This window comes from Subtercola sp. RTI3, from assembly GCF_035018625.1.
Classification (GTDB): domain Bacteria; phylum Actinomycetota; class Actinomycetes; order Actinomycetales; family Microbacteriaceae; genus Subtercola; species Subtercola vilae.
Map to the genome: position 1 here is coordinate 52,424 of NZ_JASJXO010000002.1, position 23,940 is coordinate 76,363.

The following is a 23,940-nucleotide window of genomic DNA, read 5'->3' on the forward strand; positions in this document are numbered from 1 at the left end:
TGCTTCGAGGGTTCGCGTCATAAGCTGTACGGGTACCGCTGAGCACCAGGCCTGCCCATCAGCACCAGGCCTTCACAGAGACCAGGCCCGAGAAGAGATGACCGAAGAGACGGCGAGAACCGCTCGGCAGCGTACCGAGGTTGCCACCGGCGTCAGCACCGACGTCGAGGTGCGGCGCTCCGGCGGGCTCGCCCGACCGGTCAGGCGGCCCGGGGCAACCGTCGCCGTGTACGACACGGTCACCGAGGGCATGACCGGGTGGCAGTTTCTCCGCACATGGCGCTGGTTCGCGTTCATCGCTTCGGCAATCGTCTTCGCCGTGGTCTGCGTGTTGCTCGCCCAGTGGCAGCTCGACCGCGGGCTTCAGGCATCGGCAGACAACAGCATCGTCTCGGCCAACTTCGCCGCCGCCCCGGTCGCGCTTGAGAAAGCTCTGCCGACCCTGGGCTCGTACGATGCGACGCAGAGCTGGCAGCGGGTGAGCGCGACCGGCGTGTATCTGGCCGACGACGAGCTTGTTGCGCGAAACCGTTCGAACAACGGCTCCAACGGCTTCGAGGTGATCACTCCCCTGCAGCTGAGCGACGGCTCCGTCTTCATGGTCGACCGCGGCTGGGTGGCGCCCTCAGCCACCAACGCGCTCGCGCCGGGCGAAATCACGCCGCCGGCCGCCGGAACCGTCGATGTCGTGGTGCAACTGCGGCCGAGTGAGGCTGCGCAGGGAACAGCGAACGCGCCGGGAAACCAGATCGCGTCGATCACCCTCTCGCGAATTCACGATCGGTTCGGCACAGATGTCTACACCGGCGCCTACGGGGTGCTCAACAGCCAGTCGCCAGCAGCGAACCAGGGCCTCGCGGCGATTCAGACAACGATGCCCACCGAAGATGTCGGGCTGCACTACTCCTACCTGGTGCAGTGGGTGTTCTTCGCGCTGATCGGGTTTCTGGCACTCGGTTTCGCGATGCGCAAAGAATACCGCCAGCTCAACTCCGACGACCCGGAGGAACGAGAGCGAGCATCAGCGCGACTGAGAAAACGCGCACGCAAGCCGTTCAGTGACGAAGAGCTCGAAGACGAGGAGATCGACGGCTTCCTGCCTCTCACCCGGTGGGGTGTTTCGGGTACAGCAGGCGACCCGAAACCCTAAGGGGTAGCCGCGGTACCCGCGGTACCGGCGCTGACCGCGGCCACCTGCGCCGCCGTCAGCGGGAGCCAGGGCGAGCTGTCAGCGCTGAGAACTGCCGCAGCCGGGCTGTCGCCCCTCGTCCACCACTTCGCCACATACGGCACCGTGTTGAACAGCACGCGGTCGCCCTCGTTGTAGGTGGCGTTGCCCGACCAGTCGGGGTAGGTGCCGACCGGCAGTGTCGGCACAACATACGGCGTCTCGCCCGCCAGAACCGGGCCGATGAGCGCCCAGGGAGTACTCGACGCAGTGAGCACCGGGTTGTCTGGAACGTCGCCGAGAGTCCACCACTTGGCCTCGTAGACGGTGGCGTGCCAGACGACCTTGGTGCCCGCGACATAGGTCACGCCTGCGGCCCAGATCGGGTACGGGCTGGTCGCGGGGTCATCGGCAGGCGGGTCGGATTCGCGGCCGCGCGCTGCGGGAGCCGTAGAAGTGGGCGTCGGCGTCGGCTGTGTGCCCGCGGCGTCGCTGGCAGGCACCGTCGTGACGGGCAACGGCGTGGCGCTCAGGCCGCCGCCGAAACCGGCATTCAACACCTCGGCAAAGGTCGTGCTGCCCTGGTCGACCCCGCTGCACTGGTTCGACACCGTGGCGAGATCGAGATAGTTGGGGCCGCACGAGCGGTCGCGGTTGAGCGACCAGGCCGAGAGTCGCCCGAGCTGCTTCAGCTGGCCGAAGGCGTTCAGCTGCGCCGCGTCAGCGAGGGTGAACACCTCGCCAGCGACATCGTTCTGGCCGATCATCGGCGTCGCGCCGAGCTTCGCCCAGAGCGACGCGTCGGTCAGCTGCGTGCCGGCCGTGATGTACTGACTCGCGAGTTGGGCATGCACGGCGTTCAGCGCGTCGATGGCGACCTGGCCCATGCTCTCGTTGTGCAGGTCGATGCCGTAGTCCATCGTCATGATGTTCACCCCGGCCAGATCAACACCGTCGGCAAGCATCTGCGAAACCAGACGGGTGCCATCGGCAGTGAGGCCGGTGGGCATGGTGGGCAACGTGAGCCAGACCGTGAGGTCGTCGCCCTGTGCCCGGCGCTCTGACTGCAGAGCGGCGATGGCAACGGCCCGGCGCTCGCCTGCCAGCGAATCGCTCAGGTCGCCGGCTTCGACATCGAGGTCGATGGTCGACAGGTCGTAACGGTCGATGACCGACTTGTACGCCTTCGTCAGATCGCCGACGTTCGTGCAGGCGGTGGCGAGGTCAGTGTTGATCGCGCCCCCGAAAGACACAATCGGATCCCCTCCGAGCTGGCGCAGCCGCGCGATTCGGCGATCGATGTCGAGATTCTCTGCCGCGGCATCCAGAGTGTAGGCCGCACCCCAGCTCGGCGTGCAGTCGGTGGCCGAATGCGCGACGACGAACGACAGCACCACATCGTTCTGCGCGTCAGTAGCCGGGGCCTCGAACGCATACTGCGGCGTCACGGTGGCGTCGACATAGCCGGCGAACGACGGCGCAGCCTGGCTCGCCCGGGCCTGATCGACCACGAAGAAGCGAAAACCGAAGATGCTCACCAGCACCACTGCAGCAACGACAACGAGGCCGAGCAGTACTCGCCAGAACGACAGCCGCTTTCCCGCGCGTGGGCTGGAGGGTTCGGCAAACGGCGGGCGGCCGGCAGGAAAGACGGGCAGGCTCATGCGGTGGGGCTCTCGTTCTCGCTACCACCGAGAGTGCCGACGGCGATGGGTTCAGGATGATCGGGGGTCTCCGCGAGCGCGACAATCGGTGTTCGACGAGAGGGCTTCTTGCGCTTCACGCGGTGGTTGCGGTCGCCCGACCCGGCCGGAGCGTGCCCATGGTAGAGCGCTGTCTGCCAGTCGAAGTCAGTACCCAGCGTCACCACAGTGTCGTCGGAGTGCGTGCGTTTGCGGTCGACCCACATCCAGTCGGTCAGGCCCAGCCAGATGTCGACGAGCGAGTTCAGCACGCCGATGTTGTCGACGATGGCCCACGCGGCGCACATCGCGTTGAATGCAGCGAACGCTGCGTTGCCCCAGTTCTGGTCGACGACGTTGCGCCAAACCGTGAACACCGAGAAAGCGACGATCACATAGGGCGCCACCACGTAGAGAAGGGGCGACGCGGTGCGGTTGCGCACCTTCGGGGTGCGGGCGAACGGAATCTTCTTGCCCGTCAGCGACTGCTCGACCGACTTGACGACACCGGCCAGGTTGACCGGCAGCAGAATCAGATTGAAGCCGTAGATGCGAAAAATGTCGGCGAACTTGTACCCGCACGCGCGGAGGTCACTCGTCTGCGCGATGAAGTACGGCAACGCCGCCACGAGCACCAGCGGGCTGAGCAGCCGACTGTCGTACGGGTAGACGAGAAGGAACACGAGGCCGACGCTCGCCCACGAGATCGAGGCCATGTAGTTCACCCGCAGCATGCTCTCGAGCCAGCGCACCGGGATGCCCGCGCGCTTTCGCGCCTTCAGCTGGCGCAAGAACTTCGGCAGAATCAGAAGCCCACCGTTGGCCCAGCGACGGCGCTGCACGATCAGCGAGCCGAAGTCGGGCGGGGTCGCGCTGTAGCTGAGCCGCTCAGGGTAGTTCACCAGAGTCCAGCCGTGTTCGGCGAGGTCGATGCTCGACTCGGTGTCTTCGATCACGGTTCGGTCTTGAACGTACCGGCGCACCTCGAAGGCACCCACCGATTCGATCTCGAGGATGTCGTCGAGGGCCTCCATGCGAATGACCGCGTTCGCGCCCACCCAGAACGTAGCGTTGTACTCGGTCAGCCCCTGGTGCAAGATGTGCTGCAGATCGGTGGTCGCCCCGGCGAGGCGCTCAATGCGGGTCGGAGAACCCCGAAACGCGGAGTAGGGCGTCTGCGTGACAGCCACTCGCTCGTTGTCGGGCTGCTCGAGCAGGTACACGAGCCGCAGACAGTAATCGCGAAGCAGCAGGGAATCGGCATCGAGAGTGAGCAGGTACTGGGCGTTCGGCACGACGAGTTCGGCCTGCTGGGCATCCGTCACCGGCCGCAGGAAGGGGCCGTCGGGGGTGAGCTCCGTGCGAAAACGCCCGCCCATCAGGCCGATGTAGGCGTTGAGGTTCATCGCCTTGTTGGCCTCGTGCGAGAGGGAGGCGTATTTCTTGCGCTCGAAGGTCGCGGTCTCAACGGTGAAGATCCAGACCAGGCGACGGTGCAGTTCGAGCATCCGGTCACTGGTGAGATCGATTGAGCCATCGAGTGAAGCTTCGATCGCCCGGCCGGTGAGCTCGAGGTCATCGGCCAGGCCGCCCAGCACCTCGTCGATGAAGAAGGTGTCGACGTGATCTTCGTGCTCTTCGGCGGCGGCCATGTCGCGCAGCCAGCGGGTTGCACTGTCATACTCACCGGCGAGCGCGCTGACAGCCTCAGTGGAGACGGTGCCGGTTGCCGACAACCCGCTCTCGAACGCGAACAGGGCGTCAGAGAAGCGGGTGCTCGGGTCGATCAGTGCTTCGGCGATCTCGTTGGTGAGGCGGCGAGTCGCGTCGAGGCGGTAAGCCACATACGGGTCGGTCGGGGCGGGCGGGTCGTCGAGCAACAGCACGAGGTGCAGGCCCGGGTACTCCTGCAGCGCCGCAGACCACAAGGTCTTGCGCACCACCGACGGCTCTTCGGCGTACGAGGGCACGAGAACAGTCATGCCGTCGAGATGCGGTTCGGCGAAATGACGGTCGAGCTCGGCCCTCGGAACGCGCACATGGTCGCGGAACCGGCGGAGTGCACCCTGCCGGGCAACCAGGTACATGAGCGCCGAGAACGTGAGAAAGGTGACGACCACCAGGTAGAAGATCGCTTCGAGCGACAGACGAAAGTCTTGGTTGCCGTATTCGAAGATCAGGCGCGCAATCGTGGTGATGACGTAGAGGATCCACGCGGTCACCGTGATCACCACCGCAATGCGGCCCCAGACGATCTTCGCGTCGGAGGGGCGTTTGTGCACGGTGGGCAGCGGGATGCGGTTGCGCTCGGATCCCCACTGGCGTCGGCGGGTGGTGGGAGGTTTCGTCGACTTCGGCATGCGTCCTAAAGTTCGGCAGGGCGCCGGAATCTCGCCACGAGACTGGGTGGCTCGCGTGCAGAACGTCGGCTATGAGGTCTAAAGCGAGAGTGCACGCGCGGGTGCTGCGGCAGGGGCTCGGTGTTCAGCACATTACCCGACTCTCTGTGCCATCGAACAGAAACCTGTCGCAAAACTGGGGCAAACCTTACCGAACGACGGCGCTACTGAACGGTTGGGCCCGAAAAGCGTGTATTGGGCTGACCGCTACTCGACGCGCAAGCCGAGGTGCTGGGCGAGCCACGGCGCGAACAGGGTGAGCTGCGCGTCGTCGATGGTGGCGCCCGCGAGGCCGGCCAGCCCGTGCAGGGCAGAGAACTCGCTCGAGCGCAGGTCGACGTTCACGAGGGTGGCCCCCGTGGTGTCGAGGGTGCCGATACGGCAGTCGATGAGTGCGACCCTGTTCGCGGTGACGCCGCCGAGGTCGAGGTCGGTGATGGCGCACCCTTCGATGACCACGTTCGACAAGCGGGAGCCCCGCAAATTCAGGTAGTCGATTTTGCCACCGCGCACGTGCACGGAGTCGAGTTCGGCGTCGAACAGTTCGGCTGATCCCCAGCGCGGGTTCTCGATCAGAACATCACGCCACGTCGTACGGGCTGCCTTCAGCGAGTGGGCGAACGTCGAATCGAAGACGGTCTCGATGAAACGACTGCCGCGCAACTCGGCGTCGGTGAGGGTGACAGAGGCGAAACGGCACTCGAGAAACGAACATCCGGCCAGGTCGTACTCGGTCACATCGGCGCCGGCGAACAGTTCGGCTTCGCGGTAGTCGCCGGCCATGAGCTCTTCTGCGCCGGCCGGCTCGAGCCGCGACACCGCGCGCGGTTCGAAGTCGACGCGGGGCGGTTGGGGCTGGGCCTTCGTTTTCTCACGCACGCGCCCACTCTATTCGCGGCGACTCGGTTCGGTCTGTGCGGCGACTGTTCACGACCGCCCCTGCAGCGACCCTCTGCGGCTGGCTAGGCTGGGCGCGACGACGACGAAAGTGAGACCATGCCGCTGCTCAGGGAACACGCGACCGGCGCCCTCGCCCCCGCCTCGGCGGCCCGGCTCGCGGGGGTGCTGCGGGGCATCCTGAACCCCGCCACTGTGACGCTGGCTCTGGATGCCCAGACCCTCGACCTACCGCCCGAAGCCGTCTCTGCCGTGGTCGACCTGCTGCAACGGTTCGCCGACGGGCAGGCCGTGGTGGTGGGGTCGACCGACTCGCTGCTGACCACCTCGCAGGCCGCCGAACTGGTGGGCGTCTCGGCGACATACCTGCTGCGGCTCGCGAACGAGGGCGTGATCGCGGTGGAGTACCGCGGTACGCACCGCCGTTTTCGGCTCGCCGATGCGCTGGCCTACCTCGAGACGTCGCGCCGGGCGAAGGCCGAGAAGGCCGCCGCGGCTGCAAAACCGGCTGGGGCTGATGCCGAGCCCTCGTAGATCACACCTGAAAGGTGACGTGAGGAGGGCGGGCCCAAAGATCATCCACCCCGCCACAGTACGGTTTTCGATAGCGACGATCTACACAGCACCACAACAACTTTTACCTATCGAAGCCCTGGCAGCGATGTCAGGCTGGCGACGCAATACCCGCCGACTCGTCAAGGCGCGGGGTGGGGATGTTGAGCCGGCGGGCTTCGCGACGCGTGTCTGCGAGTACGGCCAGGGGTTCGGGCGCGTGGGGGTCTGTGTGGGCAGCGAGGCTGGGCTTGGCGAGAGGCAGTACCACGGTCACCCCTGCCATCATCGCGCCGACCAGGCCGGGCAGCCGATACGGCAGCATGGCGGCGTGGTGTCGACGGAAGTCGACCCCCCGAGCCTTGAGAACGGGCAGAAGCTCACGAGCCGTCAGGAACGCGTCTCGGAGTGCTCGACGGTCGCCGATCATGTTCGCCAGCGACCCGCTCCGAAGCCCCTGAGCGAACATGCCTGCATCAGAGATGAAGTGCAACCACAGCCACCCTCGCATGTCCCGCTCTTCGCGAATGGTGAGACCGGCCTGACGAAAAGCTGTCTGCACATCGCGTTCCCGACGCGTCGGCGAAGCACCGGCCGTGCCGACAATGACGGATCGGAGCAAACCGCCGTGCAACACACCATCGTCCCCGAAGCCGCCGCCTGCCTGTGGAAACCCAAACACGACGCGATCGACGGGAAGCGGTGCGATCGCGTCGAGAGGCTCCTCCCACACGTTGCCGAAGACGAACACCGATGCCTCGCCGAGCCGGGGAGCCAAAAATGCCGCCGCCTCTGAAAGACGGTGGTGCGCGACGCTGAGCACGATGAGATCGAATCCGTCTTCCGCGGCTACGGATTCACGCAACCGAATTGCGAACGACTCGCGGTTCCGCCTGCCGAGCGGCCAGCGACGCGCGTCGATCAGGTCTATCCGCACGTCATCGCCGTACTCCGCTGCGCGCCCCGGACGGACATAGAACTCGACGTGGTGCCCGGCTTCCTGAAGCAGGCTTCCGTAGATCGTTGCAATCACTCCGCGACCGAACATCAGAATTCTCATGCCGCACCCTTCGGATAACATGGAGATTGTCTCCATGTACGAGAATATGGAGATCGTCTCCAATTGTCAACGGAGGACTCATGACGGAGCCACGATCATTGCGCGCCGATGCCCGGCGTAACCGGGATGCGATCGTAGCGGCTGCGCGAGCGGCATTCGATGACGATGAGCAGTTTCGCTTCGATGATTTCGCGGCGCGCGCCGGCGTGGGCGTGGGCACGCTCTACCGGCATTTCCCCACCCGGGAGGCGTTGGCCGCGGCGGTGTACCAAGGCGAGGTGACTGCGCTCTGCGATCGGGCCCGCGACTCTCTACAGTCGCCTGGCGAGAACCTCAACCTGTTTCTGCGCGGCTTCGTGGACTACGTGGTGGAGCATGCCGGCCTTGCGCGCACGCTGGCAGCCGTCGTCGCTCCCGCCGTTCAATCCGACGGCGGGAGCCAACTCGAAGACACAGTCGCCACGCTGATGACCCGGGCTGTCGCCGACGGCGCCATCCGCCACGATGTCGCCGCAGGGGCGGTGATGGTCGTTCTGCACGGCATCGGTTCGGCGACTGACCGGCCCGACTGGGCGTCCGAGTCACGCGCCGCGGTAGAACTGCTCATCGCCGGACTGGCAAATGTTGCTTGAAAACCAGGGCTCGAGAACGTCATGACGAAATTGCTCTAACGCGCCACCGACGGTAGCTCAGCTGGCGCCAGCCTCCGGCCGGCCAGCCACGATCTCAACCGCATTGTCGCCGACCCACTCCACCAGGGGGATGAGTCGGTCGGCGAGCGAGCGCCCGCGATCGGTGAGCTGGTAGTCGACGCGGGGCGGAATGGTGGCCTGCACCGTGCGCAACACCATACCGTCGGCCTCGAGCACACGGAGGGTCTGCGCCAGCATCTTCTCGCTGATGCCCCCGATGCTGCGCCGCAGCTCGCCCCACCGCAGAGTGTCGCCCGAGAGCGCCACGATCACCAGTACGCCCCACTTGCTTGTGACATGGTCGAGCACGCTGCGGCTGGGGCAGTTCGCCGCGAAGACGTTCACGCCAACGACGGTTTGCAATGACACGGCTTCACTCATGGTTAGTAGCTTACCAAATAGTGGGTACCTTCGTTCGGGAAGTACCGAGGCCCTTCTGCCGTTGACCCCTGATGTAGCTCGCCTCCACGAAAGGATCCACCCCATGTCACTCGTCGTCACCGGTGCCACCGGCCACCTCGGCCGCCTCGCCATCGATCACCTCATCGCCCGCGGCACCCTGCCCGCCGACATCGTCGCGGCTGGCCGCGATGCCGGCCGACTGGATGCCCTGAAGAGCCTCGGCGTTCAAACCGCCGTCATCGACTTCACCGACCCGGCCACCCTCGCCGCCGCCTTCGAGGGCGCCGAGGGTGTTCTCCTCGTTTCAGGAAGCGAAGTGGGCAGCCGCGTACAACAGCACATCAATGCCATCGACGCAGCCAAAGCGGCCGGCGTGACACAGATCGTCTATACGAGCGCTCCGAAGGCCGACAACACGACGCTCGTGCTGGCCCCAGAACACACGGCGACCGAAGAGTACCTGCGGGCATCCGGAGTCGACTTCACCATCGTGCGCAACAACTGGTACAACGAGAATTACGCTCAGACCCTCGGGCAGGTTCAGCAGACCGGCGTCTACCTCGCCAGCACCGGCACGGGCCGCGTGGCCAGTGCCAGCCGTTCCGACTACGCCGAGGCTGCGGCTGTGGTGCTCAGCACCCCGGGGCACACGAACGCGACGTACGAGCTCTCGGGCGACGTAGCGTGGAACGGCGACGACTTCGCCGCCACCCTCAGCGATGTGCTGAACCGCGACGTCGTCTTCGAGTCGGTTTCGAGCGGGGCCCACGGCGAGGTTCTGCGCTCGGCAGGCCTCGACGAGGGCACCATCGGCTTCATCACCGCGCTCGACGCCAACATCGCCGCCGGCGAGCTCGACAAGATCACGGATGACCTGTCAACGCTCATCGGCCACCCCACCACCCCCGTCGCCGACACCCTGCGCACCGTGCTCAGCTAGCCGCCGGGCCCTGGCCCTAGCAGTGCGAACGCCCGGGGTCGAGCCCCGGGCGTTCTGCTGCTGAAACCGCACTACTCGCAGCGGCGCGACGTAGGCTCGCACCGTGAGTGACACTTTTCGCCGCCGACTGCGCGCGCTGCCCGATTTCGCCGAAACCCTGCCCTCGTTCGACCCAGAGGCGGCACCGGATGACCCTGCCGAGTTGTTCGTACAGTGGCTCGACGAGGCCATCGCTGCCGGCATCCGCCAGCCGCACGCTTTCAGCCTCGCCACCGCGCTGCCCGCCGCGCACAGCCCCGTTCCCGGGGCCGACGGCGCCACCGGGCCCGCACTCGTGACCCTCTCGTCGCGCATGCTCATCTTGAAGAACCTCGACGAAGGCGGCTGGCAGTTCGCCAGTTCGCGCACCTCCCGCAAGGGCCGCGAGCTCGAAGCCAACCCGTTCGCGGCGCTCAACTTCTACTGGGCCGATCTGGGGCGTCAGGTGCGCGTCGCCGGCCCGGTCACCCTGCTCTCTGCCGAGGCCTCAGCGCTCGACTGGTCTGAACGCCCGGCGGCAGACGCCCGGCCCAACCCCACCTGGCAGCTCTACGCCGTGCAGCCCACCGAGGTGGAGTTCTGGCAGGCCAGCCACGACCGACACCACATTCGTCACAGCTACACGTTTCCCGCGTGACCGGCTTCCCTGCCTGACCTGCTTCTCTGCCTGACCGGCACCGTAGTGTTGGTCGTATGGCACGCGACAACACCCACGCCCTCTCGTTCGGCCTCGCCGTCGACGACTACGAGCGTGGCCGCCCGAGCTACCCCGCCGCTGCGGTCGACTGGATGCTCGCCCAGTCGAGCCCGAACGAGCCCCCCAGCGCGGCTGATCTCGTCATCGTCGACGTCGGAGCTGGAACCGGAAAGTTCACCGCCTCCTTCGCCGAACGCGGCCTGAACGTCACGGCCGTCGAGCCCGACTCTGCCATGCGCGCCCGATTCTCGGCCCGATTTCCCCACGTCGAAGCGCTCGAGGGAACCGGCGAATCCCTGCCGCTGCCCGACACAAGCGTCGACCTCGTCACCTTCGCTCAAGCTTGGCACTGGGTCGACGTCGAAGCCGCCTCGGCCGAGATTGCCCGCGTACTGAAGCCCGGCGGCACGCTCGGGCTGATCTGGAACATTCGCGACGATTCGGTGGAGTGGGTCAGGCAGCTCGGCGAGATCATGGGCGCGAGCGCAGCAGAGGAGTACGAGACGCTCACCCCGCCCGTGGGGGCGAGCCTCGAGCGCGTAGCCCACGCCGACTTCTTCTGAGACAACCCCCTGAGCCGCGAGCAGCTGCTGGCGATGGTCACGTCGCGCAGCTACATCATCGCGATGAGCGAAGACAAGCGACGGGCGCTGCTCCAACAGCTCGAAGAACTTCTCGACGAGCATCCACAGCTCGCAGGCCACGACACCTACGTGATGCCCTACGTCACCTCGGTGACGCTCGCCAGAGCGCTACCCGTCAGCTGAAGCGCTTCTTGGCGCGCTTAGCTGCCTTCTTCGCGGCCTTCTCGGCTGCGTCACTGGCGTCGGCGGTGGCCTTCTTGGCGGTCTTCACGGCCTGCTTGCGGGCCTTCTGAACCTTGGGGTCGTTCCAGAACGTGCTTGCGGTGGTCGCGATCTCTTTGTAACGGGCTTTGCCCGCTTTCGCACCCAGCGTGTAGGCGGCGAAACCGATCACAACGACAAAGAACAGGGTTACTTTACTGCGCATGGGTATGTCTCCATTCGTTTCGTGAACAACTCAATCATGCTTCGCTGGGCCGCTTCTGAGCGACCCCTTGACGCGGCCGCAGCTTTCCGTCGGGGTCGAGGGTTGCCAGCATGCGCCCAGTTATGCGGGCAAGGTCGGCCACATCGGCAGCGTCGAGTGGGGCGATGACGTTGCGGATCACCGTCGACACGTGCCCCGGAGCCGTGGCCACGACCTTCTGCCAGCCCTGCTCGGTGAGCTTCGCATTGGTCGCCCGCCGGTCTGCCGCGCACGGCAGCCGACTGATGTAGCCGCGGCCCTCGAGCCGCGACACCACGTGCGAGAGCCGGGGCAGCGTCGAGTTCGTGGCGGCCGCGAGCGCAGTCATGCGGAGGGTCTTCTCCGGAGCCTCTGAGAGCATCGCAAGCGTGAAGTACTCGAAGTGGGTGAGGTCGGCGTCGTGCTGCAACTGCGTGTCGAGCACGCCGGGCAGCAGCTCGACCACCGCAATGAAGTTCACCCAGGCGGCAGCTTCGTCATCGCTCAGCCACCGCTCGTGGTTCGTGTCGCTGGTCATGAGAACAGTCTATCCAGTTGGTTTACGCAACAACTGTTCGAAAGTGCGGCAATCGTCGAGCAGCCGGGGTCGACTACGACGCGAGAAAGGCTGCGGCTCGGGCACCCCAGGTCTGAACATCCGAACTCGTCGTCGACACAACCAGCTCAGAGTTCGGTATCAGTTCGGCCAACTTCTCAGCCGTTGACACCGGATGCCCGGGGTCGCCGGCCCACGCCAGAATCAGTGTGGGCTGCGTGATGCCGCTCAACGCCTCGAACGGAGGAAGATCAGACTGACCGGCCCCCCTGAACACCGTGGGCAGCAGCGAGATGTCAATGTCGGGAACGGCACCGAACTCGGGCAGATCAGCGAAGATCTCCGGCAGCGGCACCGAAGCGAACAGCTCGACGAGTTCGTCGGGTGTGCCCTTCTCGATGACATCGGCCATCTGGTTGTACATGCCGGCTTGGCCGGCGCGCGTCTGCCATGCGGTCGGCGGAGCGCTCAAGACGAGCCGGTCGAACCGGCCGGGCAGATGCGTGACGGCGTGCAGCAGGGTGCCGGTTCCCATCGACAGGCCGATACCGGCCACGGGCGCCTCGGGTGAGAAGTGGTCTGCCACCGCGAGAAGGTCGAGCGCCAGCTTCGACCAGTGGTACTCCTCGGCCGACCTGCCGCCGCTCGATTCGCCGTGCCCGCGGGCATCGTATGAGACGAGCCGCCGGTGCCCGCCTTGACCCACGGCGGTGTAGTCGCCCACCCCGGAGCGCAGCGTCGATGCTCGGCTCGACGTCAGCCCATGCGCGCTGATCGCCAGCGGCAGATTCTCAGCGCCGAAGTCGGTGAAACCGAGCCGCGCGCCGCGCACATCGAGAGAGGAGGAGGTTGCCGGAATGCTCACGAGAGACCCTTTCGTCTCTCGCAATCTACCCCTTCGACAGTTTCGAGGGCCACCAGATTGCGCGGCCCACGTCGTACGACAGTGCCGGCACGAGCAGCGAGCGCACGAGGAACGTGTCGAGCAGCACACCGAACGCCACGATGAACGCGATCTGCACCAGGAACAGAATCGGCACCACGCCGAGGGCCGCGAAAGTGGCCGCCAGCACGATCCCGGCCGATGTGATCACGCCGCCGGTCGCCCCGAGCCCGCGCAGAATGCCGGGCCTCGTACCCCTCGCCAGCGACTCCTCTCGCACCCTCGTCATGAGAAAGATGTTGTAGTCGACCCCAAGGGCCACCAGAAACACGAACCCGAACAGCGGCACCGACGGGTCGGCGCCCGCGAAGTTGAACAGGTGGTTGAAGACGAACGCCGAGATGCCGAGCGTGGCCGCGTACGACAGCACCACCGTGCCCACGAGCAGCAGCGGCGCCACAATCAAGCGCAGCAGCAGAAACAGCACCACCAGAATGACGAGCAGCACGATCGGGATGATCGTGACCAGGTCGCGCTGGGCAGTGGTGTTCGTGTCGAGGCTCAGCGCGGTCGTACCGCCCACGAGTGAGCCGGGGGCCGCGGTGCCGAGGCGGGCGCGCAGGTCGCTCACCACGCCGGCCGCCTCGTCGGAGTCGGGTTGCGCCGTGAGCGTGGCCTCGATGAGCACCTGGTCGCCGACGACGACGGGGGCGGGCGTGGGCGTGGCTGTCGGCGTGGCTGTCGGCGTGGCTGTCGGCGTGGCTGTCGGCGTGGCCGCGCTGCCCTTCGCGGCGCTGCCACCCTGCGTTCCCGAGTAGACGTACGCGCCGGTCAGGCCGGGCGTGGCCGCTGTCGCGGCGAGCGCCGCAGCCGCCTGTGTCTGGCTCGTCACGACGATCACCGGGCTGCCACTGCCGGCGTCGAAGTGCTGGGCGAGGGCTTTCTGGCCGTCGACCGACTGCGACGCCGAGAGCAGCAAATCGGTCTGCGGCACCCCGCTCGCACTCAGCTGCAGCAGCCCCAGGCTGAACACTCCGAGAAGCAGCGCCGTGGCCACCCAGGTGACCCGCGGGCGGCGGGCGATCAGGCGGCCCAGGGCGGCCCACACCCGTCCGATCGTGACGACATCGGCGGCCGCCCGGGCATCCGGAGCCGCACCGTCATACTGAACCGCACCGTCATACTGGGCCGCACCCACATACTTCGGGCGGAACGGCCAGAACGCAGCCCGCCCCGTGAGCACCAGCAGCGCCGGCAGCGCGGTGAGCGCCGACAGCAGGGAGAAGAGAATGGCGATCGCCGCCACCGGCCCCAACCCCTTGTTCGAGTTGAGGTCGGAGAAGAGCAGGCAGAGTACCGCCAGAATCACGGTGGCCGCCGACGCGGCAATGGGCTCGACCGCTCGGCGAAGCGCGACGCGCATGGCCTCCCACGCCGTCTGTTCGGTGAACAGGGCCTCCCTGTAGCGCGAAACCAGCAGCAGCGAGTAGTCGGTGGCGGCGCCGATCGCCAGAATCGCCAGGATGCCCCGACTCTGGCCCGTCACCGTCACCCACCCGGCTTTGGCCACGAAGTAGACGAGCAGAATGCTGCCCGTGAGCGCGAACGCCGACGTCAGCAGCACCAGTACCGGCAACAGCAGCGAGCGGTACACGAGCAGCAGAATGAAGAACACGGCCGCAAGCGCGACGAGCAGCAGAATGCCGTCGATGCCTGCGAACCCGGCGCCGAAGTCTGCCCCGAGCGCCGACGGCCCGGTCACGTAGCCGGTCAGCCCGGGCTCCGGATGCGCGGTCAGCACGCTTCGCAACGCTGCGATCACCGTGCTGCCGTCGGCCGCCTGGTCGACCGAAACGAACACCTCGAGCGCCTTGCCGTCGCTCGAGGGCACCCCGGGCGACGCGCTCTTCACCCCGGACACCGCCTGGAACGCTCTTACCTGCGTGGCCACCGCAGCCTGGTCTGCGGGGGTGATACCCGCGTCCCGCGTGTAGAGCACAATGGCCGGAATCGTGTCAGAGCCGAAGAACTGCGTCTGAAGCGCCTGCACCTTGGTCGACTCGGCGCTGGCCGGCAGGTACGAGCTCTGGTTGTTGTTCGTCACCTCGCCGATCGTGCCGAAAGTGGGCCCGCCCTGCGACGACACGAAGACCCAGAGGCCTACGAGTACCAGCGGAAGAACGATGCGCAGCCAGCGCGGCGGAAGTGTGCGTTTCACGGGCATCACCATACCCACCCGCGGGGGCCCCGGCCAGCCCGTAGACAGGGGGCCGATAGCCTTGACAGATGCCCACCACCCGCAGAGAACCCCTGTCGACGCGCGCGCTCAACGCGCGGGGGCGCCTGCCGCTTGCGGTGCAGCTCCGAAACCCGGCGCTGCTCGGCACCGAGGCGCTGGCCGGGCTGGTGACGACCCTCGCGCTCATCCCCGAGGTCATCTCGTTCTCGATCATCGCCGGGGTCGACCCGATCAACAGCCTGGTGGCCTCGGTGGTGCTGGCGCTGAGCATGTCGGTACTCGGCGGGCGTTCGGCTATGGTGACCGCTGCGGCCGGGTCGGTGGCGCTGGTGGTGGCGCCGATGGTGAAGTCGAACGGGGTGGAATACCTGTTGCCGACGGTGATCGTTGCGGGGGTCATCCAGATCGCCTTCGGAGCGACCGGGCTGTCGAAGCTCATGCGTTACATTCCGCGATCGGTGATGCTGGGCTTCGTGAATGCCCTCGGCATTCTCATCTTCGCCGCCCAGGTACCGCACCTTCTGAACGTGCCGTGGCCGGTGTACCCGCTGTTCGCGCTGACATTCGCCATCATCTGGCTGTTCCCGAAGATCACGAAGGTGGTGCCGGCTCCGCTCGTCGCGATCGTTGCGGTGACCGCCCTCACTGTGGCGTTCGGCATCGCGGTGCCCACGGTCGGAGACGAGGGCGCCATCTCGGGGGGCCTGCCCGGGTTCACGCCGTTCGGGGTGCCGTTCGACCTCGCGACGCTGGGCATCATCGCGCCCACCGCCATCGCCGTCGCCTTCGTGGGGCTCATCGAAACGCTGCTGACCGCCAAGCTGGTCGACGACCTCACCGACAGCCCGTCGTCGAAGACGCGCGAGTCGTGGGCTCTCGGCGTGGCCAATGTGATGGCCGGCTTCTGGGGCGGCGTGGCGGGCTGCGCCATGATCGGGCAGACCGTGGTGAACGTGAAGATCGGCCGCGCCCGCACGCGGCTGTCGACCATCGCGGCGGGGCTCTTTCTCCTTCTGCTCGTCGCCGTGCTGTCGGGAGCCATGGCGCGCATTCCGATGGTCGCCCTCGCCGCGGTCATGATGATCGTGGCCGTGCGCACGGTGAACTGGGGCAGCGTGCGCCCGCGCGTGATCCGCCGAATGCCGGTGCCTGAGACGGCGGTGATGGTGGTGACGGTGGTCGTGGTGGTGGCCACGGGCAATCTGGCCATCGGGGTGGGAGTCGGGGTGCTGCTGGCGAGCATCCTGTTGCTGCGGCGGGTCGCCGGGCACCGCTCGGTGACGCGCGAACTGTCGGCCGACGGCTCGAAGGCGCATTATCGCGTGGGCGGCTCACTGTTCTTCGCGTCGAGCAACGATCTGCCCGAGCACTTCTCGTACGCCGCCGACCCCGCGCTGGTGGTCATCGACCTCAGCGATTCACACATCTGGGACGCCTCGACCGTCGCGGTGCTCGACGCCATCGAGGCCAAGTACCACGCCATCGGTACGTCTGTCGAAGTGCGGGGGCTGGATGCCCGCAGCGGGGCCCTGCGCGAGCAACTGTCGGGGCACCTCAACGACGCGCCCGAGTAGGCGGCGGCAGGGCAGCGTGTGCCGGCTGCTGCCGGCACATCACTACTCGTCCACAGGCCCGCGTTTCGGCATGGGTAGTTCACACCATCGACGCGAGCGGCGCCTCTCGCTACTGTGAAGCCAGCGGAGGCACCCGGCCCCGCCCCGAACGGGAGGTTCGACATGGCCGAAGGGTTCGTGGGCGCCGATGTCGACCAGCTGCGAGAACTCGCCAAGCACATGAGCGCGGCAAGCCAGAACCTCGGCAGCGCCGAATCGCAGCTCACCGCCCTTGTGGCGGTGAGCCGGTGGCAGGGCCCGGATGCCCAACAGTTCGTCTCGCACTGGCACTCCACCTACCGCGGCAGCATCACCGCGGCCGCGCGTTCCCTCGAACAGCGCTCGACCGAGCTCGCGCGCCAAGCCGACGAGCAGCAACGCACCAGCACGAACGACGGGGGCGGCGCAGGCGGGGCTGGGGGTACGGGCGTGACAGGTACGGCAGCCCGCGGCAGCGACTCCGCCAGTGCCGCGGCCGAGGCCCGGCTCGAGTCGTACGCGGCCGACAATAACGCCGACCCGAAGGCCGTGGCGAAGTGGTGGGCCGGGCTGACCGCGGCCGAGCAGAAAGAGCTTCGCCTCGAGCATCCACAGCTCGTCGGCTCACTCGAAGGGGTGCGCTACGCTGACCGCGACGTGGCCAACCGCGCCGTGCTCGACACCGGCATCGCAGCCGCGAAGGCGTCCGGTGACACGACCACTCTGAAATACCTCGAGTCGGTCGAGAAGTCGCTGAAAGGGCAGGTCGACCCTCCGTACCAGCTGATCAGTGTCACCTCGGGGCCGCCGCCACTCGCCGCGATCTCTGTCGGCGACCTCGACAAGGCGAAGTACGCATCATTCGTCATCCCCGGCATGGGCAGCAACAGCGCCGGTACGCCCACCGGTCTCACCGGCGCGGCGCGCGACCTGTGGCAGCAGGAGCATCGTGACGCCATCAGCAACGGTCTCTCGAAACAGATCGCCGTTGTGGCGTGGATGAACTACGACTCACCAGAAGTGCCCTCCGTCGACAACAAAGACCTCGCCGTATTGGCGAACGACTCGGCCAACCTCGGCGGTTCGCGGCTCGAGAAAGCGCTGCTCGGGTACGACGCGACGCTGAACGCGCAGGATGGCCGGGGCAGCGACTCCTCGCGCCTCAGCGTCGTCGGGCATTCGTACGGCTCCACCACCGCCGCCGTGGCCCTCACCGACATTCGGCCGGGCGTCGTCGACTCGTTCACCACCGTCGGCTCCGCGGGTGTGGCACCGACTTTCGCCGGGGCCGGGTCGATCCACGTGCCCGGCGGTAGCGTGTACGCCATGCAGGCCGACGAGAAGATTCCGTTCGCGGCCATCGGCACGCTCGGCTCGGGGCGCGAGTCGCCCACCTCGCTGTTCTACGGCGCCGACGTGCTGAGTGCCGATTCGGGCAGCGCGGGAGGCGTCGCCACGAGCTCGACCACGGTGCACGATCTGACCACCGCTTCGTCGAGCGACGACCGCGGCTACCTCAGCCCGGGCACCACCTCCCAGTCGAACGTGGCGTACGTCAACCTCGGGCTCGCCGCCAAGGCCCAGCGACCGGGCTGGTGGTGATGGCGAGTGGGCGGGTGCCCGCGGCCTGGCGTGCTGCCCTCCTCATCGCGGCGGCCGTGAGTACGGTTGTCGCGCTGGCGGCGTGCGCCGGGTTCGCGGGCAATCCCCCGCCCGGCGCATCCACAGATTCATCCACACGTTCATCCACAACCGCGCCTGTATCCCCGGAGGTTCGCATGACACCCGACGAAGCCATCGCAGCCCTCGCAGGGTCGTTCGACGAGGTCGAACCCCTCGTCGGCGGCACCTGGCAAAAACTCGACGACCCCGCCCCGAGAGCGTGCGAACAGCCCGGGGGGCAGCCGGGCATCCGGTTCAACGCCTACCGCTTCTCAGAAGAGCCGGTGGCCGACCGCCAGCATGCGTTCGACCTCGTCTCAGCCCATTGGCACTCACTCGGGTACGCCCTCACCTCCCGGGAGGAGACCGTAGCCGCGCCCATTCTGCGGCTGTTCGCCACCACCCCCGACGGCCGCAACCTGCAGTTCAGCGCCGCCGATGCCGCCCTCACCCTCGAGGGCCTGAGCGCCTGTGTGACCGATCCCGCGGCGTGAGTGCGTTCAGTCGGCGGGAACGTAGGTCAGAATCGCCACTCCGCTCTGAGTGATCAGACTGCTGGTGAGCTTCAGGTCGATTGGCACGGCCCCGTCGGCGAACAAGCGTTTGCCGAGCCCCACAACAACGGGGTAGATCATGAAGCGGTACTCATCGATGAGGTTGTGCGCGCTCAGAAGGCGAAACAGGTCGGCGCTGCCGTTCAGCAGCAGCGTGTCGTCTGCGGTCGCCTTCAGCGCCGCCACGGCCTCGGCGATGTCGCCACGCAGAAAGGTGGCGTTCCACTCTGGCTGACTCGTCGACGTCGTTGCCACGTACTTCGGCAGCGAATTCATACGCTCGCCGAAGCCCGCTTCGTCGCCCTCCATCGACGGCCATGCGGCGCGAAACCCGTCGTACGTGACGCGCCCGAGCAGCAGAGCGTCAGCGCCGAACAGGTTGTTCATCTGAAACGTGGCGACCTCGTCGTTGAAGTAGGGGCCGCTCCAGCCCGGCTCTTCCATGACCCCGTCGAGCGAGAGGTATTCCACAGCAACGATTCGGGTCATCGGGTCTCCTTTCGGGAGCGCCGCAGAACTGCGGGCGCGTCGGGATGCTGCCATCCAAGCACACAAGCGGCGCACGGCGACGGGGTATTTGCCGCCCTAAAATAGACGACTATGACCTCCTCTCTTACTGAGACCGACCTCGCCCGCCTTCGAGACGCCATCGCCGTATCGAAGAATTCGGTGGAGCACGGCAACCACCCCTTCGGTGCCGTCCTCGTCGATGCCGCCGGCACTGTCGTGCTCGAGGCAGAGAACACCGTGGTGACGGGCAACGACTGCACCGGTCACGCCGAGACGAACCTCGTGCGCCTTGCCTGGCAGGCCTTCGGCCCCGAGAAGCTCGCCGAATACTCTCTCTACACAAGCTGCGAGCCGTGCGCCATGTGCTCAGGCGCCATCTACTGGTCGGGCATCAGTCGCATGGTCTTCGCGATGAGCGAGGCCGAGCTGGGCGAGATCACCGGCGACCACGTCGAGAACCCCACAATGTCGCTCACCAGCAGCGTGGTCTTGAACAGCGGCCAGCGTGAAATCGTGGTGCTCGGGCCGGCTCTGAGCGCTGAGGCTCGCGAGGCGCACGCAGGTTTCTGGAGCTGACACGCAAACCGAGTCGCCGATGGCTCCGAATGTGTGAAGTCACATAATGTGCTTAGTGGGTGCGAACTATTCGGGCGCGCAGCTGCGGGGCAGTCGGAGATGATCGGTTGTGGGAAGCATCATGTACGGCCATCCGCAGGCCACCCTGAAATTCGACGATCGTGTTCTGGCGCATCTGCGCGTCGTGATCGTCGCGAAACTGCGACGAAGCGAGCCGTTCACCCTGCAGTTCGGCACCGAGTCACGCACCACCGCGGGCAGCACCGTTGTGTGGTTCCACCCCTCGATTCCGCTGCAGTTCACGTTTTCGGGTGGGCGAGAGGTTCGACTCAACCGCGCCTGGATCGACGAGATGATGCTCGGCGCAAGCAGCAATGGGGGCCTCGTGCTCGGCTCCGAACCCGAACTGACTGCGTTGCCCGCGACCACCGTCGCAGAGTGATCGCGCGCCTGACGGCTCCGTAGCGCTCGGGCGGGCATCGCGCCACCCCGTGCGGGCGCGGGCGGGGCACGGCAGAATTCTCCTATGTCGAGCCGAGCACCCATCGAGGAGAAGACCTGCCGCTCGTGTGGGCGCCGCATCGAGTGGCGCAAGAAGTGGGAGCACAACTGGGACGAGGTTGCGTACTGCAGCGACGCGTGTCGTCGACGCAGGGTGACGTCGTCTGACGTGGCGCTCGAGGAGGGCATCCGGTCGCTGCTCAACAGCCGGGCGGCGAGCTCGAGCATCTGCCCGTCAGACGTCGCCCGGGCCACCGACCCCGACGGCTGGCGCGAGCTCATGGAACCGGTGCGCCGAGCTGCCCGCCGCATGGTGGCCGCGGGCGAGGTCGAGATCACCCAGGGTGGCTCTGTGGTCGACCCTTCGACCGCGAAAGGCCCCATTCGTATTCGCAAGCGCCGCAGCTGAGGCGACCGTCGCACGCCACCCGTCGACCTTCACAGGTTCGGCGCGCACACTGAACACATGGATGCGACTCGGCGCCTGATGTTCTGGCTGAAAGTGCCCTACGCGGCCGATGTCGCGCTGGTGCTCATCGGCGTGGGCCTGCTGCTGGGATCGATGAGCGTGGGCTGGTGGGTGTTGGTGTTCGCGGCCGTTCGCGCCGCGGTCGGCACCGTCGCGCTCGTCTGGTTGGCGCCGCGGATGATCGCTCGGCGCACGCTCGAAACACCACCCGACCAGGGCTAGTGCCCCACGCGGCCGAGCGCCGGCGGCTACGCGTCGAACTCGACCTCGACCCGGCGCACGGGATCACTCATCGCGGCTGCCGAGTGCAGCAGGTACGACGGAACACTCTCAGCGTCGAACCAGTCAGAAACAGCACCGGCAGAGACGAAGGGCGGGCGTGACAGGCTCGACTCACCGACAGCCTGGTGTAGCTCTGAATTCATATGCATGGAGACAATATAGACCACGCGGGGTCACGCCTCACCTTTAAATGGCCTGCCGGTGCCAGCCGAGCGATCAGCGGCGCGCGCGGGTCACGCGACCGCGACCGAAGATGAGCCACAGAATCGAGCCGAGCAGCGAGAGGAAGAATGCCACCAGGATCCACACGAACTTGCCCACAGCGCCGTGGTTGGGGTTCTGGGCGATCGACACCACGGTCACCACGAAGATGATGAGGCCGACGAGGGTGAATCCTGCGCTGATCGGTTCCATTCGAGCGTCTCTCTTCTGCGCACGACGGCGCTCCACCCCAAACTAGCCGAAAGCGCGGTGACTCACGCCGCGCCGATCGACTGCCGGTACACGCTGAGCCCCGTGTAGGCGAGCGCGAGCAGGGGCACCGATACACCGAGGGCGCCGGCACGGTTCACGAAGTCACCCACGATCTGCTCGCTTTCGACGTCGAGGCCCTGAGCGAGGTCGCGGTAGAGCGAGGTGGTGAACGGCGATCCCGGCTCGGTGAGGGTGGCGAGGGCGCGATCACGTGCAACCTGGTCTAGCGCAAAGCCCGCGGCGGCGGCGATGGAGAACGACTCTTCTGCGATACCGCGGGCGACGTCGGCGCCCCCGGGGGCGGCCACGATGAATCCGACGGGGCCGCGCAGAAGAGTGGTGAGAGCACCGCCGGCAGCGAGCAGCACCCACTTCTGCCAGAGCGCCTGCTCGATCGACGGTGCGACGCTCGCTGAGAAGCCGGCATCACTGAACGCGGAGTGCAGGGCGAGCATCCGGTCACTCACCGGCTCACCCGGTGCCGCACCGAATTCGCCGAAGATGACGGCGGCGCCGGGGCCGATCTGCTCGATGACGCCCTCGCTGAGCTGAGCGGCGATGAAGCAGAGGCCGCCGACGATGCGCTCGGCGCCGAAACGTTCGCGCAGCACATCGAAGTGGCGCAAGCCGTTGAGCACCGGCAGAATCACGGTGGTGGGGCCAATGGCCGGTGCAATGTCGCTGAGAACCTGCTCGAGACCGTACGCCTTCACCGAGAGCAGCACCACGTCGTATGCGTCGTCGAGCTGGTCGGCCGTGACGGTCTTCGGCGTGAGAGAGAACGGCTCGTCACGGAACGGCCGGATGCTCAACCCCTCTGCCCGCAGAACCTCAGCCCGTTTCGGCCGCACCAAGAACGTCACGTCGCGACCCGCACGCGCCAGCTGCGCCCCGAAGAACCCACCGACCGCGCCGGCACCCACCACCAGAATGCGCATGGCGCCACCCTTTCGTCACCTCGAACCTATCGCGCTGCCCGGCCGAGGCGCTCTCGGGGCGGCCGCCCGTGTCATTCGGCGTCAGGCGCGGTCGTTCAATCACTATTCGGCGAGCAGGGCCTGGTCGTCAGTCGACAGAACAATCAGCTGAACGAGCCCCCAATTGCCGGCGTGGTTCGGTGCTGCCACAAGGTGGTCTTGCCAGTCTTCGACGTACTCGCGGAGCAACTCGACCATCTCGGTGATGGCGTGGTATAGCTCCCCCCGGCGGCATGGACTACATGCGTCCCCATCGCGCCCGCGCACCGAGGTAGACGCCGTAGGCGATCAGCCCGAGGCCGACCACGACGAGGATGACCACCCCGAACGGCAGCGCGGCGAGCGCCTTGAGCGCTCCGTCGAGCCCGGTGGCCTTCGACGGGTCGACCGTGAATGCCGCAACGACGAACAACACGCCCACTACCGCGAGCGACACACCCTTTGCGATGTAGCCCACCACGCCCACGGCGACCACGGCAGACCCGGTCGGCGGCGCAGGAAGAGTGAGATCATCCGTGAACTTCCGCGTGATGCCGCGAACGACGAAGAACACGCCGATGCCCACGACGACCAGCCCGATCACCACCAGCAGAAACACCCCACCCGGCGTCGAGAGCACCTTCGCACTCAGCGACGTGCTCGAATTCGACGAGCTCGACGATCCGCCCCGCGCGAACGTCAGCGCCGTCACACCAATGGCCACGTACGCGATGGCCTTACCCACCTGCGACGCCCTCTTACCCCAGCGCTTCTTCGCGTCGGTCTCGCTCACCAGAAGGCCCTGGATGATCTGCCACAGCGCGAGAGCGAACAGCCCCACGACCACGACCCAGAGCAGGGCCGCGCCGAGGGGGTTCTGCGCCAGCTGATCGAGAGCGCCAGACTGGTCGGCTTCTCCACCTCCGTTACCGCCGGCGCTGCCGCCACCGCCGGCACCACCCCCTCCTCCCACTGCCACCGAGATGGCGGCGAACCCGATCAGTACGTGCAGGAGGCCATTCACGGCGAATCCCGTGCGCGCGAGGATGCGGAGCGGGCGAGAGTTGTGCGCCTCACGGGCGGCATTCGAAGCAGTGCGGGCGGGCATCCACCCAGCGTATGGTCGACC

General features: G+C 66.8%; 29 protein-coding genes. 14 read left to right on the plus strand and 15 right to left on the minus strand.

Going from position 1 to position 23,940, the window contains the following annotated elements; genetic code table 11:
* The first annotated feature begins 97 nt into the window (after nt 1-97).
* Entirely contained in the window at nt 98-1,150 is a 1,053-nt protein-coding gene (locus tag QN358_RS01670; protein ID WP_323511393.1) for an SURF1 family protein, read from the plus strand.
* Here QN358_RS01670 and QN358_RS01675 read toward each other — a convergent pair.
* The 3 genes from QN358_RS01675 to QN358_RS01685 form a co-directional block, all read right to left on the minus strand.
* On the minus strand, nt 1,147-2,832 hold the full coding sequence (locus QN358_RS01675; protein ID WP_136640293.1) for a chitinase: 1,686 nt from the start codon (nt 2,830-2,832) through the stop codon (nt 1,147-1,149). The genes QN358_RS01670 and QN358_RS01675 overlap by 4 nt on opposite strands.
* Nucleotides 2,829-5,210, minus strand: a complete 2,382-nt coding sequence (locus tag QN358_RS01680) for a glycosyltransferase family 2 protein (protein WP_136640292.1) — start codon at nt 5,208-5,210, stop codon at nt 2,829-2,831. Before QN358_RS01680 ends, QN358_RS01675 begins: the two co-directional genes overlap by 4 nt.
* Nucleotides 5,211-5,456: 246 nt before the next feature.
* The gene (locus QN358_RS01685) at nt 5,457-6,128 is read right to left on the minus strand and encodes a pentapeptide repeat-containing protein (RefSeq protein WP_136640291.1); all 672 of its coding nucleotides are present in this window, start codon (nt 6,126-6,128) and stop codon (nt 5,457-5,459) included.
* Nucleotides 6,129-6,245: 117 nt separating this feature from the next.
* Here QN358_RS01685 and QN358_RS01690 point away from each other — a divergent pair, with 117 nt between their 5' ends.
* Nucleotides 6,246-6,680 carry a helix-turn-helix domain-containing protein gene (locus QN358_RS01690; protein ID WP_323511396.1) on the plus strand — a complete coding sequence of 145 codons (435 nt, stop codon included), beginning with the start codon at nt 6,246-6,248 and terminating at the stop codon, nt 6,678-6,680.
* Nucleotides 6,681-6,810: 130 nt separating this feature from the next.
* On the opposite strand, the gene QN358_RS01695 is transcribed toward QN358_RS01690, so the two are convergent.
* Nucleotides 6,811-7,758 (minus strand): ketopantoate reductase family protein, encoded by a 948-nt coding sequence (locus QN358_RS01695; protein ID WP_136640289.1) that lies wholly within the window; start codon nt 7,756-7,758, stop codon nt 6,811-6,813.
* 80 nt (nt 7,759-7,838) lie between these two features.
* On the opposite strand from QN358_RS01695, the gene QN358_RS01700 reads away from it, so the two are divergent.
* Complete coding sequence (locus tag QN358_RS01700) at nt 7,839-8,390, plus strand: TetR/AcrR family transcriptional regulator (RefSeq protein ID WP_136640288.1); 552 nt, start codon at nt 7,839-7,841, stop codon at nt 8,388-8,390.
* A gap of 57 nt (nt 8,391-8,447) precedes the next feature.
* Here QN358_RS01700 and QN358_RS01705 read toward each other — a convergent pair whose 3' ends face one another.
* Nucleotides 8,448-8,831 (minus strand): winged helix-turn-helix transcriptional regulator, encoded by a 384-nt coding sequence (locus QN358_RS01705; protein WP_136640287.1) that lies wholly within the window; start codon nt 8,829-8,831, stop codon nt 8,448-8,450.
* A 103-nt stretch (nt 8,832-8,934) separates the two neighbouring features.
* On the opposite strand from QN358_RS01705, the gene QN358_RS01710 reads away from it, so the two are divergent.
* The 4 genes from QN358_RS01710 to QN358_RS01725 all read left to right on the plus strand — a co-directional run bounded on the left by QN358_RS01710 (nt 8,935) and on the right by QN358_RS01725 (nt 11,295).
* Entirely contained in the window at nt 8,935-9,792 is an 858-nt protein-coding gene (locus tag QN358_RS01710; RefSeq protein WP_323511400.1) for an SDR family oxidoreductase, read from the plus strand.
* A 103-nt stretch (nt 9,793-9,895) separates the two neighbouring features.
* Complete coding sequence (locus QN358_RS01715) at nt 9,896-10,468, plus strand: pyridoxine/pyridoxamine 5'-phosphate oxidase (RefSeq protein WP_136640285.1); 573 nt, start codon at nt 9,896-9,898, stop codon at nt 10,466-10,468.
* A gap of 56 nt (nt 10,469-10,524) precedes the next feature.
* On the plus strand, nt 10,525-11,091 hold the full coding sequence (locus tag QN358_RS01720) for a class I SAM-dependent methyltransferase (protein ID WP_323511402.1): 567 nt from the start codon (nt 10,525-10,527) through the stop codon (nt 11,089-11,091).
* A 33-nt stretch (nt 11,092-11,124) separates the two neighbouring features.
* The gene (locus QN358_RS01725) at nt 11,125-11,295 is read left to right on the plus strand and encodes a hypothetical protein (RefSeq protein WP_323511404.1); all 171 of its coding nucleotides are present in this window, start codon (nt 11,125-11,127) and stop codon (nt 11,293-11,295) included.
* On the opposite strand, the gene QN358_RS01730 is transcribed toward QN358_RS01725, so the two are convergent.
* The 4 genes from QN358_RS01730 to QN358_RS01745 all read right to left on the minus strand — a co-directional run bounded on the left by QN358_RS01730 (nt 11,288) and on the right by QN358_RS01745 (nt 15,214).
* A complete protein-coding gene (locus QN358_RS01730) occupies nt 11,288-11,539 on the minus strand; it encodes a hypothetical protein (protein ID WP_136640283.1) in 252 nt (83 codons plus the stop codon). The genes QN358_RS01725 and QN358_RS01730 overlap by 8 nt on opposite strands.
* Nucleotides 11,540-11,573: 34 nt before the next feature.
* Nucleotides 11,574-12,095, minus strand: coding sequence for a MarR family winged helix-turn-helix transcriptional regulator (locus tag QN358_RS01735; protein WP_136640282.1), 522 nt, complete (start codon nt 12,093-12,095; stop codon nt 11,574-11,576).
* Nucleotides 12,096-12,168: 73 nt separating this feature from the next.
* A complete protein-coding gene (locus QN358_RS01740; protein ID WP_201799188.1) occupies nt 12,169-12,978 on the minus strand; it encodes an alpha/beta fold hydrolase in 810 nt (269 codons plus the stop codon).
* 25 nt (nt 12,979-13,003) lie between these two features.
* Nucleotides 13,004-15,214 (minus strand): MMPL family transporter, encoded by a 2,211-nt coding sequence (locus QN358_RS01745; protein ID WP_416351942.1) that lies wholly within the window; start codon nt 15,212-15,214, stop codon nt 13,004-13,006.
* A gap of 68 nt (nt 15,215-15,282) precedes the next feature.
* Here QN358_RS01745 and QN358_RS01750 point away from each other — a divergent pair, with 68 nt between their 5' ends.
* The 3 genes from QN358_RS01750 (at nt 15,283) to QN358_RS01760 (ending at nt 18,983) form a co-directional block, all read left to right on the plus strand.
* Nucleotides 15,283-16,809 carry a SulP family inorganic anion transporter gene (locus QN358_RS01750; protein WP_136640280.1) on the plus strand — a complete coding sequence of 509 codons (1,527 nt, stop codon included), beginning with the start codon at nt 15,283-15,285 and terminating at the stop codon, nt 16,807-16,809.
* A 162-nt stretch (nt 16,810-16,971) separates the two neighbouring features.
* On the plus strand, nt 16,972-18,429 hold the full coding sequence (locus QN358_RS01755) for an alpha/beta hydrolase (protein ID WP_136640279.1): 1,458 nt from the start codon (nt 16,972-16,974) through the stop codon (nt 18,427-18,429).
* 176 nt (nt 18,430-18,605) lie between these two features.
* Entirely contained in the window at nt 18,606-18,983 is a 378-nt protein-coding gene (locus QN358_RS01760; RefSeq protein ID WP_136640278.1) for a hypothetical protein, read from the plus strand.
* A 6-nt stretch (nt 18,984-18,989) separates the two neighbouring features.
* Here the strand turns inward: QN358_RS01760 and QN358_RS01765 are convergent, their stop codons facing one another.
* Entirely contained in the window at nt 18,990-19,532 is a 543-nt protein-coding gene (locus QN358_RS01765) for a dihydrofolate reductase family protein (protein ID WP_323511411.1), read from the minus strand.
* 111 nt (nt 19,533-19,643) lie between these two features.
* On the opposite strand from QN358_RS01765, the gene QN358_RS01770 reads away from it, so the two are divergent.
* The 4 genes from QN358_RS01770 to QN358_RS01785 all read left to right on the plus strand — a co-directional run bounded on the left by QN358_RS01770 (nt 19,644) and on the right by QN358_RS01785 (nt 21,321).
* Nucleotides 19,644-20,129: a nucleoside deaminase gene (locus QN358_RS01770; RefSeq protein ID WP_136640276.1), complete on the plus strand. Its 486-nt coding sequence runs from the start codon at nt 19,644-19,646 to the stop codon at nt 20,127-20,129.
* A 109-nt stretch (nt 20,130-20,238) separates the two neighbouring features.
* Entirely contained in the window at nt 20,239-20,571 is a 333-nt protein-coding gene (locus tag QN358_RS01775) for an ATP-dependent DNA ligase (RefSeq protein ID WP_237280189.1), read from the plus strand.
* 84 nt (nt 20,572-20,655) lie between these two features.
* Nucleotides 20,656-21,039 (plus strand): DUF2256 and DUF3253 domain-containing protein, encoded by a 384-nt coding sequence (locus tag QN358_RS01780; protein WP_136640275.1) that lies wholly within the window; start codon nt 20,656-20,658, stop codon nt 21,037-21,039.
* Nucleotides 21,040-21,096: 57 nt separating this feature from the next.
* Nucleotides 21,097-21,321 carry a hypothetical protein gene (locus QN358_RS01785; RefSeq protein WP_136640274.1) on the plus strand — a complete coding sequence of 75 codons (225 nt, stop codon included), beginning with the start codon at nt 21,097-21,099 and terminating at the stop codon, nt 21,319-21,321.
* A 26-nt stretch (nt 21,322-21,347) separates the two neighbouring features.
* Here QN358_RS01785 and QN358_RS01790 read toward each other — a convergent pair whose 3' ends face one another.
* From QN358_RS01790 to QN358_RS01810, 5 genes are all read right to left on the minus strand, one after another.
* Nucleotides 21,348-21,530, minus strand: a complete 183-nt coding sequence (locus tag QN358_RS01790) for a hypothetical protein (RefSeq protein WP_136640273.1) — start codon at nt 21,528-21,530, stop codon at nt 21,348-21,350.
* 67 nt (nt 21,531-21,597) lie between these two features.
* Nucleotides 21,598-21,795, minus strand: coding sequence for a PLDc N-terminal domain-containing protein (locus tag QN358_RS01795; RefSeq protein ID WP_136640272.1), 198 nt, complete (start codon nt 21,793-21,795; stop codon nt 21,598-21,600).
* Nucleotides 21,796-21,857: 62 nt separating this feature from the next.
* Nucleotides 21,858-22,793, minus strand: coding sequence for a 2-dehydropantoate 2-reductase (locus tag QN358_RS01800; RefSeq protein WP_323511415.1), 936 nt, complete (start codon nt 22,791-22,793; stop codon nt 21,858-21,860).
* A gap of 102 nt (nt 22,794-22,895) precedes the next feature.
* On the minus strand, nt 22,896-23,030 hold the full coding sequence (locus QN358_RS01805; RefSeq protein WP_272898600.1) for a hypothetical protein: 135 nt from the start codon (nt 23,028-23,030) through the stop codon (nt 22,896-22,898).
* Nucleotides 23,031-23,070: 40 nt separating this feature from the next.
* Nucleotides 23,071-23,919, minus strand: coding sequence for a DUF1206 domain-containing protein (locus QN358_RS01810; RefSeq protein WP_323511416.1), 849 nt, complete (start codon nt 23,917-23,919; stop codon nt 23,071-23,073).
* Nucleotides 23,920-23,940: the final 21 nt, after the last annotated feature.

Coding starts and splice junctions, on each gene's coding strand:
- QN358_RS01785 (WP_136640274.1), top strand. CDS start 21,097: ATGGATGCGACTCGGCGCCTGATGTTCTGGCTGAAAGTGCCCTACGCG.
- QN358_RS01750 (WP_136640280.1), top strand. CDS start 15,283: ATGCCCACCACCCGCAGAGAACCCCTGTCGACGCGCGCGCTCAACGCG.
- QN358_RS01700 (WP_136640288.1), top strand. CDS start 7,839: ATGACGGAGCCACGATCATTGCGCGCCGATGCCCGGCGTAACCGGGAT.
- QN358_RS01720 (WP_323511402.1), top strand. CDS start 10,525: ATGGCACGCGACAACACCCACGCCCTCTCGTTCGGCCTCGCCGTCGAC.
- QN358_RS01765 (WP_323511411.1), bottom strand. CDS start 19,532: ATGACCCGAATCGTTGCTGTGGAATACCTCTCGCTCGACGGGGTCATG.
- QN358_RS01760 (WP_136640278.1), top strand. CDS start 18,606: ATGACACCCGACGAAGCCATCGCAGCCCTCGCAGGGTCGTTCGACGAG.
- QN358_RS01735 (WP_136640282.1), bottom strand. CDS start 12,095: ATGACCAGCGACACGAACCACGAGCGGTGGCTGAGCGATGACGAAGCT.
- QN358_RS01675 (WP_136640293.1), bottom strand. CDS start 2,832: ATGAGCCTGCCCGTCTTTCCTGCCGGCCGCCCGCCGTTTGCCGAACCC.
- QN358_RS01805 (WP_272898600.1), bottom strand. CDS start 23,030: ATGGTCGAGTTGCTCCGCGAGTACGTCGAAGACTGGCAAGACCACCTT.
- QN358_RS01705 (WP_136640287.1), bottom strand. CDS start 8,831: ATGAGTGAAGCCGTGTCATTGCAAACCGTCGTTGGCGTGAACGTCTTC.
- QN358_RS01730 (WP_136640283.1), bottom strand. CDS start 11,539: ATGCGCAGTAAAGTAACCCTGTTCTTTGTCGTTGTGATCGGTTTCGCC.
- QN358_RS01670 (WP_323511393.1), top strand. CDS start 98: ATGACCGAAGAGACGGCGAGAACCGCTCGGCAGCGTACCGAGGTTGCC.
- QN358_RS01800 (WP_323511415.1), bottom strand. CDS start 22,793: ATGCGCATTCTGGTGGTGGGTGCCGGCGCGGTCGGTGGGTTCTTCGGG.
- QN358_RS01710 (WP_323511400.1), top strand. CDS start 8,935: ATGTCACTCGTCGTCACCGGTGCCACCGGCCACCTCGGCCGCCTCGCC.
- QN358_RS01680 (WP_136640292.1), bottom strand. CDS start 5,210: ATGCCGAAGTCGACGAAACCTCCCACCACCCGCCGACGCCAGTGGGGA.
- QN358_RS01725 (WP_323511404.1), top strand. CDS start 11,125: ATGGTCACGTCGCGCAGCTACATCATCGCGATGAGCGAAGACAAGCGA.
- QN358_RS01790 (WP_136640273.1), bottom strand. CDS start 21,530: ATGCATATGAATTCAGAGCTACACCAGGCTGTCGGTGAGTCGAGCCTG.
- QN358_RS01755 (WP_136640279.1), top strand. CDS start 16,972: ATGGCCGAAGGGTTCGTGGGCGCCGATGTCGACCAGCTGCGAGAACTC.
- QN358_RS01690 (WP_323511396.1), top strand. CDS start 6,246: ATGCCGCTGCTCAGGGAACACGCGACCGGCGCCCTCGCCCCCGCCTCG.
- QN358_RS01770 (WP_136640276.1), top strand. CDS start 19,644: ATGACCTCCTCTCTTACTGAGACCGACCTCGCCCGCCTTCGAGACGCC.
- QN358_RS01695 (WP_136640289.1), bottom strand. CDS start 7,758: ATGAGAATTCTGATGTTCGGTCGCGGAGTGATTGCAACGATCTACGGA.
- QN358_RS01795 (WP_136640272.1), bottom strand. CDS start 21,795: ATGGAACCGATCAGCGCAGGATTCACCCTCGTCGGCCTCATCATCTTC.
- QN358_RS01780 (WP_136640275.1), top strand. CDS start 20,656: ATGTCGAGCCGAGCACCCATCGAGGAGAAGACCTGCCGCTCGTGTGGG.
- QN358_RS01810 (WP_323511416.1), bottom strand. CDS start 23,919: ATGCCCGCCCGCACTGCTTCGAATGCCGCCCGTGAGGCGCACAACTCT.